The following is an 11,608-nucleotide window of genomic DNA, read 5'->3' on the forward strand; positions in this document are numbered from 1 at the left end:
GCGGCCATTCAAAGTTTATATGAAGCCAAGTTGCTGAGTTATCCCCGAACGGATTGTGCTTATATCACTGATGAAGAATTTGATTATTTAGTGGCTAATCTGACGAAGTATCTGGGTTTGGTCTCTAAGCCAGTCGCTTTAACCAATACCACTCCGAACAAACGCTATGTTGATGGGAAAAAAGTTGAAGAACACTATGCCATTATTATGACTAAAATCGTCCCGACTAAAGATCAATTAGCTGCCTTACCTAAATTACAGCAACAAGTCTATGACTTGGTTTTAAGAACGACGTTAGCGATGTTTGCTGATCCTTACGAATATGAAGAAACCACCATTGTTACCCAAGTCGGCGATGCTAATTTTAAAGCAAGGAGAAAGCTCTAAAAGAGAATAATCATTAAAAGCGGCCACCGCCAAAGGAATATATCCCTCCCTTTGGCAGCAGTCGCTTTGTTTGAATCAATATTAGCGGGATCTAATCAGTTAATACCCCTCCGTTGTAAAGTACCAACGAACGTTGTCCCCACTCTTAAGCTTCGTTAAGTTTGCAGCATGGTCAATAAATTTCTTGTTAACACTGAACATCCAACCGGAACCGGCCTTAACGTCATTTTCCTTGAGGCCGTTAATGCCGTTCACGTAAACGGAGGGGCCCGGAATATAACTAATCTTCAGGTTCGTTTGCTTTAAAATCGAAAACGCGTTGGCGCCCTTTTTAACGCGCATCCGCTTCGAATAGAAAACTTTTTTGTATCCATCAACCGTTAAATGGATTTGAATTGTATTCTTAGCATTAGACGACTTTTTAGCCGCATGATGCGTATCCTGAACCACCTTGGTTTCTGCTTTGTGGTTAATTTTACCCAGCTTATCAGATTTAGGGGCATTTGACCGCTTAGTTTTAGCGACCTTGTTAGGACTTGCCTTTGACCGCTTAGTTTTAGCGACCTTGTTAGGACTTGCCTTTGCACTGGATCCGGTTGTCCGATTAGGGCTTGTGCTTGATTGAGAACTAGCAGTTTGGGGCTTGTTGGCTGTTTTTTGAGCCCGCCTATCTGCTTTTGGTTTTGCTTTGCTTGCACCCTTTGCTTTTTGCTGGTGACTTGGCTGTTTAAGATGACTTGAACTGGTCGAACTTGAACTTGAAGAAGTCACTTGTTTAGAAGTTGTCGGCTTAGGGGCTGCGTCTCTCGATGAAATCACCTGTTGGGCACCAAAAGCGATTCCAATTGTGAGAATGAACGCAAGAATGAAGCCAATTGCTTTTTTCATATTGTTTTGTCACCTCTCACTCAAAATTTGGCGATTAATTAATTGTGTAAACTGAACGATTCTTTAAAGCAGCTTTATAAGCGGCAACCGCTAAATTTACCTGACCGACACCATAGAGCTGAGTAGCTGCGTTTTTTATTGAACCGGATTTATTGACATAGGTCAGCATTGCATAAAGCGGCGTCCTAGTTTGACTTGTTTTCATCGCCGTGTTATTCACATATTTCTTCATGCCAAAATCATTTGATAGGGCAATAATTGCTTCAGCGGTTGAATTGGCATTTGGCGTTGTTTTGCCATTAAACGTGTAGCCAAATGCACCACTGGGCTGCACAATACCAGTAAGAAATTTTTGCCCCTTCAGCAAGCTGTCCTTGACGTTAGTTGTATTAACCTTTCCTCGAGCCAGACCGGTTAGAACCATGCTGGTCGTGTCGGCATCCCTAACTCCTTGTTGGTTATTATACGTCCAACCGTGATTATTTAATTGAGCTTTCACTAGCCGAGCACTCAAGCTTGCTTTGCTAAACTTCGCTCCCTTTGGCTGCTTGAACTTTGAGCTCATCGAAATGGCAATCAGCACTTGTGCCTGGGCACTTGTCGTTTGTTTGGAAACACTTGTCCGGTACAACTTGGTTACCAGATTGATTCCCTTTTTGTGGCCATATGGCTTATAATCTCTAGCGTTGAGCCCCATCGCCTGAACGGCCATCACGGCATTGGCCATTGTTGCAGCAGGGGTTGTCTTTTTGATTACCAAGTTTTTTCGCAGCAACGTTTTTTCCTTGGTATTAAATTTATAACCGTTTCCCTTGAGCCCTAACAGAAAGTCAGAGTACCCCGCAGTCGCACCAGTATCAGGATTGAGTTTCTTACTAAAAATAGAACTGCTTTGACCGGAAAGTCCGGTCTTATTTTTAATCATCAGATTCTTCGCGTAACGGTAGTTGGCTTTGATCTTGCTATTTTGATAAGCACGACTGGCGGTCTTAACGCTGGCTGCATTGGCGGTGAAGGCTGGTGCGATACTGCCAAATCCTAATAGGGTTGAAGCAGAGATCATGAGTAGCTTTGATGTTAATTTCATTGATTAATCCATCCTTTTTCTATTGGTTTTTATCCGGTAAAATATTGTATTTGGTGACTAAGCGGTGAAACAGCTTCTCCCATGGTTTGTAAAATAGCGCGATGAGAAAGGCATTGGATGCTGCGTGGAACGTGTCAAATGGAAAGAAACTGGCCGCAAAAGCCAAGATAAAACTCTTGATGGTCAGCGGTGATACGTAGGCCAGGGCGTACCAGAGGTCCATGATCCAGCCAAACAAATAGCCCCAGACGCAGGCAAACACGATCATAAAAATCAGACTATGGGACAATCGGGCCTTCATGAAGAGGCCAGCGGTTAACCCCATTAAGCCCCAGGCGACCATCTGCCAAGGCGTCCATGGTCCTTGACCCATAAACATGTTGGAAACCAGTGCCGTGGTAGATCCTGTGATAAAGCCCAGTTCCGGGCCGAGACTGACGCCGCTTAGAATTACGACGAAGCTGGCTCCCTGCACACCAGGAATGGCGCCCAGTGGGACCCGGGTGGCAACCGCCAACGCGATCAAAACGGCGACAAACATCAACGTTTGGGTGCTGATTGGATCGTGTTCGAAGCGCCAGTACGCGGGTAAAAGGCTACAGATTAGGCACATAAAGCTAAATAATAGGTAGTGCTTTCCCTTCAATAAGACAATGAATAGCAGAAAAATAAACATTAACAGTAACGCAATTAATAACCGATACCGGTTGAGTAACGAAGATTGTTTCAAGTAACACTCACCCCCTTTCTGGATGGTTCGCCAGCTTCAGATCGACTGGCAGTAGGGCGTCCTTAACCTGATCACGGGCAATCCGGTTAATTGGCGTGGTGAAGAAAAAGTTATCGGCAAAAAATGATTGCGTGGCAAGCAGCGTGTTGAGATGGCCATCAAACATAAACGTGCATTTGTCGGCAAATTTAGCACAGAATTCCATGTCGTGGCTGGCAATCACAATGGTCATACCGGCTTGTTGGTACTGTTTCAGCAGGTTGCCCACCTGAATTTTGGTGTAGGGATCCAGTCCCTTGGTTGGCTCGTCCAGAACCAACAGATCAGGGGTCGCCATCAGTGCGATTGCTAATCCAACCAGCTGTTGTTGGCCGCCACTAATGTCAAATGGATTTTGTTTCTCAATACGGTTCAAATGAAATTGATTAATCATATGGTCAACTTGGGCCTTAGCGTCTGGCAACCGTAATTCAGCCGCCTGAACTTCCAGCTCCTCACGAACGGTATCGGCTGTAAATTGGAGACGGGGAGTTTGCGACAGAAATGCCAGTTTGGCCATTCGCTGGTTAATGGCCATTTTCCAAACTAACTGGTGGACGAAACGAATTTTGCCGTGCTGCGGCGTCATTAGTCCACAAATCAGCGTTAACAGGGGTGATTTGCCGGAGCCGTTTTTGCCGATAATTGCCAACCACGTACCGGGATTAATCGCCAGGTTCAGGTGATGGAGGACGTTATGTTGGCCGTCGAAGCTAAAGGAAATGTTATTGACGGTTAGAATTGGTTTTTCGGCTGGGGGTAATTGCGCAACCTTGCCGCCGGTCGTCCCTGATTGAAATTGAAGATGGTGAGTCCGAATCGCCGACTGGGCATCGGCTACTGAAATCGGCAATTGGGAGGTTCGAATCTGTTGATCTAAGAAGAGCTTGGGAATTGACGGTACGAAATAGGTCAAGTGGGCATCAGTGGCCATTTTTGCCAAGCCGCTGTGGGGATCACCGTCAAAGGTCAGGTGGTGATCCTGCAGGAGAATCATCCGGTTGGCCATGGCTGCTACCGTGCTCAGCCGGTGTTCAGTCAACATAATTGTAATCCCTAATTCTTGATTAATCCGCCCTAAAACGGTGAGAAAATGCTGAGCGGTCAGCGGATCCAACTGGGACGTGGGTTCGTCCAGTAAAATTAATTTTGGGCGCAAGATGAGAACCGAAGCCAGGTTTACCAACTGAAGCTGGCCGCCGGATAATTGATGTATTTGGCGATCGAGGTTTTGATCCAAACCTAAGAAATTTGCCAGTTCGGTAATCCGGCGTTCGATTTCATTGCTGGGACAGCCAATATTTTCTAATGGGAAGGCCAGTTCTTCGATCACCGTTGCCATCACCGGCTGGGTTTGTGGATCTTGGGCCACATAGCCGACGGTTTGGGCACTCACCAACTTCGGCATGTCAGCAACCGGTGTTTCGGCAATTTGAACGTCACCAGTTCGGGCTCCTTTGGGCATGAGCTCCCTTTTCAAATGGTTAAGCAGGGTCGTCTTGCCACTGCCGGTATTACCGGCAATCACAATAAAATCGCCGGGGTCAATGGTGAAGTTGACGTCGTCCAGAACGGGGGTTGATTGATCGGGATAGGTGAACGTGAGATGGGTCACGGTAGCTAATTTTTGCATGAACGATAGACCCCCTCTGAGATTAATGGTAGTAAGAATAGGAGTGCCGTGACGACGATGGGCCAAGTATCGCCCGGCGTAAAAATGGTGGTGAAATTGGCGACTGAACGACTGGTGCCCATTGAAAGAATCCGGACGCCGATAGTTGCAACTAGCATGACGGTGGCAATCGTGATGAACAGCAGGTCACTAAACTGCCAGTGATACGAGCGGTAGTGGGTCCGCTTGGCGGCGCCAAATCCGCGGGCGTCCATTAAATTGGCGGTTTCCATCGCAGAAGACAGGGCGTCCTGCAGAAGAATTTCGAAGATGTGGAGCGTCTTTTGGGTGCGGGTCTTCAATGATCCATTAACCACGTCGACGTTGCGGGTTTTTTGCAGGCGCAAAATCCGTTTGAGCCTATCGGTGAAGCTGGTGACCAGCGTAAACGAAATGGTGACCAGTACTGCCAGCCGGGGCGCAATCGGCGAGAACACGTAGATCAGCTTGCTGGGGGTCAGAACCGCGTTTAGGACTGAAAAAACAAACAGCATTGCGATCAGGACAATTGCCATCGCAATGCCGTACATAAATGCCGGATACGAAAATTTGAACGTCAGAATGCCCCATTTGAAATGCCAAAGAATCGGCGGAAACTTTTGATTGAGGAGCGTATTGAAAAATAGAATCATTAATAGAAATGAAACGGCGTATTTCAGTTGGCGCGCCGTCTTTCGGCCGCCAAGGTAGTAGGTGGCTGTGATCGTGAGCGCGATGAACTCAGCCACCGCGACCGCCACGTGATTAAACAGCAGGAGGCAGACGATCAGCTCAGTAAAGTACAGCGTGAGCGCTACTGGATGAAGCTGCGAAAAAAACTTCATCTTGATTGGGGTGTGTGTCATGGAAAATCCCGACTTTCTAAGGGTTAGTAAGCCCTTCCAACAGTATATCATCGTTGCCAAGGGTGGTAAACGGCATATCTTGTGTGGTGGCTAGTATTATTTTGAGGCGTTTTTAAATGGTGAAATTTGCGAACTGATTTATCACCTTTTGGATATTATGTACAGCCTTTTTACACCATTTTTACACTAAATTTACCGTGACCTGCTAAGCTGTCATTTATACGGGTTCATCCGAACAAGCGAGGTGGTTAACACGTAAATAACTTTCTGAAAATCATTGAAAGCAAAAGCTGCAACATCCTTCAAGCAACATCCCGAGGCGGAAAAAGTCATCCGTGTCGGGGCTTTGCTTTGGTAAATTTTATAAGCATATTACTATCTCCCTGGTCGACAGTAGCGCTCTACTACTTAGTAGAGAGAAGATTGATAAGCTTCATAGAATTGACCAAGGAGGAATGTTTTATGCCAAAGACTTTGAAGAATTTATTTGCAAGAACCACTGAAAGAAAGAATCGCCGTTCAGGAACCTTGAAAGATGATTTGAATTCACGTCTTTTCTGGAATTCGGTATTGAAAGGCCAACAGAAGTAATCATGGTTAAATTAATAAGTTTTGCGTGACGATCCTCATCAGTTTTCGGACTGAATGGGGATTTTTTGTATGGTGGCTAATACCAAGTGCTGTCCGACACCTTTTGGGTTTTCCAGTGCTAAACTATAAACGTTAGGAAATCGGTAATGTCCAAAGTTCCATGAAAAAGTAGATTCTAATATAGTTTCCATTCAGGTTTGCAGTCTACTACGTGGTCGTAATCGTCAAATGCACCTGACAAGCCGGCCAATGGGTTGGCTCAGCGGTGCCGAGGCGATGGTTAGACGAAATCAAGGCCACTTAAATAAGCCTCGGGTCATTTAAGTTTAACCCATTGGCTTTTCGGCTTGTCAAGTGTTCGCTACCGCCATTTGACGATAACGAACCACCGGGCTCCAATTACCAAAATCAAGCGGTTGGTAGCTGTTCTTGAGCGAGTTTGATGAGTCTCAACCACTTGTCTGGCATGCGGGTAAGTCCCGTTAATTCAGGAACTTCAACTGGTGGATGGTATCCCAGACTTTGATGGGGCCGTAAAAAATTATGGCAGAATACAGCGTCACGTAAGTGATAGAGCCGCTGGCTGACTTAAAGCCCCCCATTGGGCGATAATTAGCTTTCAGTGAGCGATTTAAGCGTTCAATGGTTTGCTTGGCGGGGCGATATTCCTTCGCCACCTCGGTTTCGTTGGTTAAGCCTTTAACGATATTAAGGTCGAAGTTGATGCCTTCCTGATGTGCATAATATAGTCTGGCCACTCGATAGATGGGATTATCGTCAACCGTGAACCGCAGGTTCTCAGGAATCACTTGATACTTTTTGAGGACTTGATAGATCGCGATGCACGCTGATTCAGTGGTTCGCTTGGGGGTCACGTAATCTGCCAGGATAATTTTTTTGTTCACGTCATAGAAGTAGAACAGATAGTGCCATTTTCCTTTCACGCGCAGATAAGTTTCGTCACCCACCAATTGGCTGGAAAGCTGATACGGATAATTATCCAGGAAGGGTCGAACATTGGCCGCCACGGCTTGTGCGTAATTGAGAATGGTTTGCTTGGAAATCTTGATGCCATGGATGTCGTACATTAACGCGGCAGTCTTGGCAGCGGAGATGCCATAGTTCACATAGTAGTTGAGGATTAATCCCAGCACTTGTGGTGAGGCCTGAATGCGACTGAGGTCAACCCGAGATTGCGCGGATGATTGCGGGGCTATCTGGCGAATTTTAAAAGCGTATTCCCGATAGATGTACCGTAACTTGAATTGTGATGGCCGCTTTAAGTATTCCTGGTATTGACTGGAATTTAGTTTGGCCAGCTCACGTTTGCGATGAGGGCAGTGACGATTATTGCACCGCCAGACCTTGAAGTTGGCCCGCTGCTTCGCAAGTTCCAGTTTGTTTTGGCAGTCGGGACAGCGAAGCACGACTTCTTTACGATAACGTTTTTCCGGGTTGAAGCTGGTTTGGCAAATCTTGCAGAGAAGTAATGAGCTCTTATCACCACCGCCATTGGCATACAAGTATTGACTTGGTGCGCCACACCCGGGACAGGTTTGTCGCGGGAAGGCAAACGCCTGCCGATGGTTAACCGGTTTTAACGGCTTGCCGTGCTTTGCTTGATAAGCTACTAATAATTCCTGGTAATTCAGTTGGTTTTTGTGGATATTTGCCTGGAGAAGCGGCAGCTTATCATCAGCTTTGAATTGGTTGAAACGTCGATAGGGCGGGCTTTCTAGCCGTGGCGTTTTGGAATGAAGATAAATATTTGCCAGTTGGGTCATTAGAATCAAAATAAATTGTTGTTGAAGCTTGATTATCTTAACTAAATACGCTAATAATTGTGTAAGCACTTGTCTAGATCCCTTTCTGGTTCAGCTTTTGTGTTTGTGTGGTGCTTACACTATGCTGGAACTTTAGGGGGAAGGATATTTTGAAATAAAGCTAAATATCCCCACCCATCTCTGATACAATCGAAAAGGAACTAAGATTGATTATTATGAGGAGGATTTTGCAATTATGACACAATCAGATCGACTGAATCGCCTCACCCTAGCCGCCATGCTCTTGGCGCTCTGCGTGATTGGCGCAAACGTCAAAATCATGGGCTCAGTGGCCTTTGATTCAGCCCCGGCATTCTTAGGAGCGGTGTTGCTAGGCCCGTGGTTTGGCGCAACGTTGGGATTATTCGGGCACCTGGTGTCCGCCGCGTTGGCGGGGTTTCCTCTGACATTGCCGATTCATTTAATTATTGGCGTTGCCATGGGGATTTGCATGCTGATATTTGGCCTGGTTCGTAAATGGTTGGGCAAGGATACGCTGAAGGGCGTGCTGACTTCTGACGTGCTGGGCTACGCGATCAATGTGCCAATCGAGTTGGTGCTTCTTTATCCGCTTATGAAGCAGGCGGTTTGGGCGTTCTTTGTTCCACTGACCATCGCAACGATTCTAAACTTAATTGTTTGTGAAGTGATTTATGCGGCACTGCCCCATCGAGTGAAGGATGCGCCGTTTCTGACGCCGCAGAAATAGGGGGAGCCGATTAAATGAACCAAATGAACCCACGATTTCGTGATTTATCGGTGGTGCCAACGAGTCCCACAACAGCGCTGGTGATTGCCTGTGACAGCAGTGCGGGGATTGGTGAGAAGCCCTTGGACGCCGTTCAAATTGATTCGGCGATTACCGCGGCGTATTCACTGCGGGTACCGCTATTGGAGCTGCTGTGCTTTGGGGCCCGGCCAATTGCCGTCGTTGACACGGTTGGCAACGAAATGGTCCCAACTGGCCGTCGGGTGATTCAGGGACTTAAGCGTGAATTAACCAAGGCTGGATTTTACGATATTCCATTGAATGGTCGTACCGAAGATAATATGCCGACCCGGACAACGGCGATTGGGGTGACCGTGATTGGCCAAATTAATCGGAAAGATATTCCCACGACATCGATCGATGACTCTCTGATCGTTTATCAGCTTGGAACACCCTACGTTGGGGAGGCGGTCAAAGCCCATTTGGCAACGATTTTTTCTTACGATCAGGTTCGAACCATTCGCGCCACCCCAGCAGTGGTGGATATGCTGCCGGTGGGCTCAAAGGGAATTGCCAACGAACTGGCCCAGATGGCCGCCACCCATACCGCAAAAATTTCCGCCGTGGTTGACCTGGCGGATGCTGAATTTACACAATCTGCCGGACCGGCGACCGTGTTACTAGTTGCCGTGGTGGCCGATAAACGTCAATTATTTGAAAGGCAATTTCCCGAGCTGACCGAAATTGCTCAGCTTCACCAAAACTCAGACTAAGGACGGCATTGATTCTATGTTTGGTTCATTGATATTGTTAACCCAATTTTTCACCAGGATTCCCATTCCGTATGAAATTCCGGATGCAGCGGCAAAGTTCAAGAAGAGCATCCAGTATTTTACCCTGTTTGGATTTTTGATTGGCTGCCTCGAGGCCCTCTTTTTCTGGCTGATGACCTTGGTATTTCCCAGCTGGTTTGCTTGGATCTTATTCTGGGTGGCCGATGGGGTTCTAACCGGCGGCTTTCACTTGGATTCCTTGGCCGACACTGCCGACGGTCTTTATTCATCGCGGACGGTGGACCGGATCAAAGAAATTATGAAGGACAGCCGGATTGGCACCATGGGAAGTCTGGCCCTGATCTATTTCTATGCAATTGTCATGGGTGCCGGGGTTGTCTGCAGTCAGTATTTGGCGGCCTGGCAAGTCGTTTCATTGGTGGCCTGTACGACCATGGTGGCCAAGACCGGCATGGCGCTGTTATTTTACAAAATGGTTTATGCTGGCAAAACGAAGGGGCTTGGTAATCTCTGGACTGGTGTTGCCACCTGGCAAATCATGATCGCTCAGCTTTTTTCGATTTTGGTACTTGGTGGTCTGTTAGGGACTTTCGGCCTCTGCGGTTATCTCGCAGTGGTCCTGGGAGCTCTTTGGTACCGGCACTACATCACGCATAAACTGGGCGGTTTTACCGGTGACACAATTGGTGCGTATGGTGAGCTGGCTCAAGTCGCGTTTTTATTGGTAGTAACAGCGTTAGTGAGGGCTTTTGGATGAAATTATTAATGACTCGCCACGGTGAGACGCAATATAACAAAGAAAAGAAATATTATGGACGTACGGATATTGAATTGGATGGCTTGGGACTCAGGCAGGCGAGAGAGCTTGCCGATAAGCTGAAGGCCACAACGATCGATTACGCAATCCGCAGTGATTTAAAACGGACTCAGCAAACCATGGACGCAATCATGCAATATCATCCGCAAACCAAACAGATTATCGAAAAGGACATTGACGAAATGCCTTTTGGAATCTGGGAAGGTTTGAACGCTGACCAGGTAGAAGCTCGGGATCCAACAACCTGGGCAGCTTGGCTGCAGGCGCCGTTTGATGTCACCCCCGCTGGCGCCGAACCATACCGAGTATTTGAAAAACGGGTGACGACCGCCCTCGACCATTATCGGGAAACGCTGCCGTCAAACAGTACATTGTTAGTGGTTGCGCATCAGGGGGTGTTGCGAACGCTGTACCGTTATTGGACCGGCGGCGACTTTTGGTCGGTGGATTTTAAAGCGGGCTGTTATTCGGTTTTTGAGACGGGAGACGGTGGTGTGTCGTTGGTGAGTTTTAATGACTAGCAAAGCCTGAAAATGCCAGGTTAGTTGATTAATTTTAAAATGATAACCAAAAAGCAGATTTCAGTGAGTAACCAGGAATGGCATGAAAAGTTGAAATCTGCTTTTGAGTATAATTAATCATTTGCGGCCATTACATAACTAAATCTAATCCCAGGATCACAATAAGGCCAACGAATGAGTTGACAAATTCAAGGGCACCCCATGTCTTGAAGGTATCCTTAATTGAAATGCCGAATGATTGCTGGAACAGCAGGAAGCCACCATCGTACATTAACGTCATGGTGTTACTACCCACGGCACATGTAAGTACCATCAGTACGGGATTGACGTTGAATGCGGCGATCATTGGCGCAACGATTCCGGCGGCGGTAATGGCAGCCACCGCGCCCTGACCAGTCAAAATTCGGATGAGGACGGTGATAATCCATGCCAAAATTAACGGCGATACCGGTAATTTTCCCACAAAGGAAACCAGGGTGTTGCCAATGCCGGTATCGATGATGACTGGATTGAAGTCAATATTTGAGACAGGTTTTAAGAGACATTCAGAACCGCGTTTACCTTCCACAGCTCAAATAAATCATTAATCGTGATTAATAACTTATTTGAACCATGGAAAGCATTAAATCAGGCGGCCATTTGGCTCGTAAGTGTTGCGATTTCAACTTGTAAGGGGGTCTGGTAGCCCAGTGAACTATGAATTTT

12 protein-coding genes and 1 pseudogene are annotated in these 11,608 nt (G+C 46.9%); 6 read left to right on the top strand and 7 right to left on the bottom strand.

The features are described 5' to 3' along the window. Positions 1-384 (top strand): annotated as a pseudogene (locus HMPREF0519_RS11225) (DNA topoisomerase); the annotation flags it as partial. A 102-nt stretch (positions 385-486) separates the two neighbouring features. Here the strand turns inward: HMPREF0519_RS11225 and HMPREF0519_RS11230 are convergent. From HMPREF0519_RS11230 to HMPREF0519_RS11250, 5 genes are read right to left on the bottom strand one after another with little or no spacing between them, the layout of a single operon-like run. Beyond that, positions 487-1,275: a DUF4430 domain-containing protein gene (locus HMPREF0519_RS11230; protein WP_003636319.1), complete on the bottom strand. Its 789-nt coding sequence runs from the start codon at positions 1,273-1,275 to the stop codon at positions 487-489. Positions 1,276-1,309: 34 nt separating this feature from the next. Continuing rightward, complete coding sequence (locus tag HMPREF0519_RS11235) at positions 1,310-2,362, bottom strand: hypothetical protein (protein ID WP_003636321.1); 1,053 nt, start codon at positions 2,360-2,362, stop codon at positions 1,310-1,312. Positions 2,363-2,381: 19 nt separating this feature from the next. Continuing rightward, complete coding sequence (locus tag HMPREF0519_RS11240; protein ID WP_003636323.1) at positions 2,382-3,092, bottom strand: ECF transporter S component; 711 nt, start codon at positions 3,090-3,092, stop codon at positions 2,382-2,384. 7 nt (positions 3,093-3,099) lie between these two features. Then, positions 3,100-4,764 carry an ABC transporter ATP-binding protein gene (locus tag HMPREF0519_RS11245; RefSeq protein ID WP_003636325.1) on the bottom strand — a complete coding sequence of 555 codons (1,665 nt, stop codon included), beginning with the start codon at positions 4,762-4,764 and terminating at the stop codon, positions 3,100-3,102. Next, a complete protein-coding gene (locus tag HMPREF0519_RS11250; protein ID WP_040472815.1) occupies positions 4,752-5,648 on the bottom strand; it encodes an energy-coupling factor transporter transmembrane component T in 897 nt (298 codons plus the stop codon). Before HMPREF0519_RS11250 ends, HMPREF0519_RS11245 begins: the two co-directional genes overlap by 13 nt. Positions 5,649-6,110: 462 nt before the next feature. On the opposite strand from HMPREF0519_RS11250, the gene HMPREF0519_RS14620 reads away from it, so the two are divergent. After that, entirely contained in the window at positions 6,111-6,239 is a 129-nt protein-coding gene (locus HMPREF0519_RS14620; RefSeq protein ID WP_013854969.1) for a hypothetical protein, read from the top strand. Positions 6,240-6,721: 482 nt separating this feature from the next. On the opposite strand, the gene HMPREF0519_RS11255 is transcribed toward HMPREF0519_RS14620, so the two are convergent. Further along, the gene (locus HMPREF0519_RS11255) at positions 6,722-8,092 is read right to left on the bottom strand and encodes a DDE-type integrase/transposase/recombinase (RefSeq protein ID WP_003636328.1); all 1,371 of its coding nucleotides are present in this window, start codon (positions 8,090-8,092) and stop codon (positions 6,722-6,724) included. Positions 8,093-8,258: 166 nt separating this feature from the next. Between HMPREF0519_RS11255 and HMPREF0519_RS11260 the strand changes: the two genes are divergently transcribed. From HMPREF0519_RS11260 to HMPREF0519_RS11275, 4 genes are read left to right on the top strand one after another with little or no spacing between them, the layout of a single operon-like run. Continuing rightward, a complete protein-coding gene (locus HMPREF0519_RS11260; protein ID WP_003636329.1) occupies positions 8,259-8,771 on the top strand; it encodes an ECF transporter S component in 513 nt (170 codons plus the stop codon). A gap of 14 nt (positions 8,772-8,785) precedes the next feature. Beyond that, positions 8,786-9,544 carry an AIR synthase family protein gene (locus HMPREF0519_RS11265; protein ID WP_003636330.1) on the top strand — a complete coding sequence of 253 codons (759 nt, stop codon included), beginning with the start codon at positions 8,786-8,788 and terminating at the stop codon, positions 9,542-9,544. 16 nt (positions 9,545-9,560) lie between these two features. Continuing rightward, positions 9,561-10,322: an adenosylcobinamide-GDP ribazoletransferase gene (locus tag HMPREF0519_RS11270; protein WP_003636331.1), complete on the top strand. Its 762-nt coding sequence runs from the start codon at positions 9,561-9,563 to the stop codon at positions 10,320-10,322. Further along, positions 10,319-10,903 (top strand): histidine phosphatase family protein, encoded by a 585-nt coding sequence (locus HMPREF0519_RS11275; protein WP_003636332.1) that lies wholly within the window; start codon positions 10,319-10,321, stop codon positions 10,901-10,903. Before HMPREF0519_RS11270 ends, HMPREF0519_RS11275 begins: the two co-directional genes overlap by 4 nt. A gap of 130 nt (positions 10,904-11,033) precedes the next feature. On the opposite strand, the gene HMPREF0519_RS11280 is transcribed toward HMPREF0519_RS11275, so the two are convergent. After that, on the bottom strand, positions 11,034-11,471 hold the full coding sequence (locus tag HMPREF0519_RS11280) for a GntT/GntP/DsdX family permease (RefSeq protein ID WP_003636333.1): 438 nt from the start codon (positions 11,469-11,471) through the stop codon (positions 11,034-11,036). Positions 11,472-11,608 lie beyond the last annotated feature (137 nt).

This window comes from Lentilactobacillus hilgardii DSM 20176 = ATCC 8290 (genome assembly GCF_000159315.1).
Lineage (GTDB): Bacteria > Bacillota > Bacilli > Lactobacillales > Lactobacillaceae > Lentilactobacillus > Lentilactobacillus hilgardii.

What these genes read in the sequence shown, in the direction of transcription:
- HMPREF0519_RS14620 (WP_013854969.1), top strand. Translation starts at nt 6,111, where the DNA reads ATGCCAAAGACTTTGAAGAATTTATTTGCAAGAACCACTGAAAGAAAG.
- HMPREF0519_RS11265 (WP_003636330.1), top strand. Translation starts at nt 8,786, where the DNA reads ATGAACCAAATGAACCCACGATTTCGTGATTTATCGGTGGTGCCAACG.
- HMPREF0519_RS11260 (WP_003636329.1), top strand. Translation starts at nt 8,259, where the DNA reads ATGACACAATCAGATCGACTGAATCGCCTCACCCTAGCCGCCATGCTC.
- HMPREF0519_RS11250 (WP_040472815.1), bottom strand. Translation starts at nt 5,648, where the DNA reads ATGACACACACCCCAATCAAGATGAAGTTTTTTTCGCAGCTTCATCCA.
- HMPREF0519_RS11245 (WP_003636325.1), bottom strand. Translation starts at nt 4,764, where the DNA reads ATGCAAAAATTAGCTACCGTGACCCATCTCACGTTCACCTATCCCGAT.
- HMPREF0519_RS11270 (WP_003636331.1), top strand. Translation starts at nt 9,561, where the DNA reads ATGTTTGGTTCATTGATATTGTTAACCCAATTTTTCACCAGGATTCCC.
- HMPREF0519_RS11235 (WP_003636321.1), bottom strand. Translation starts at nt 2,362, where the DNA reads ATGAAATTAACATCAAAGCTACTCATGATCTCTGCTTCAACCCTATTA.
- HMPREF0519_RS11230 (WP_003636319.1), bottom strand. Translation starts at nt 1,275, where the DNA reads ATGAAAAAAGCAATTGGCTTCATTCTTGCGTTCATTCTCACAATTGGA.
- HMPREF0519_RS11275 (WP_003636332.1), top strand. Translation starts at nt 10,319, where the DNA reads ATGAAATTATTAATGACTCGCCACGGTGAGACGCAATATAACAAAGAA.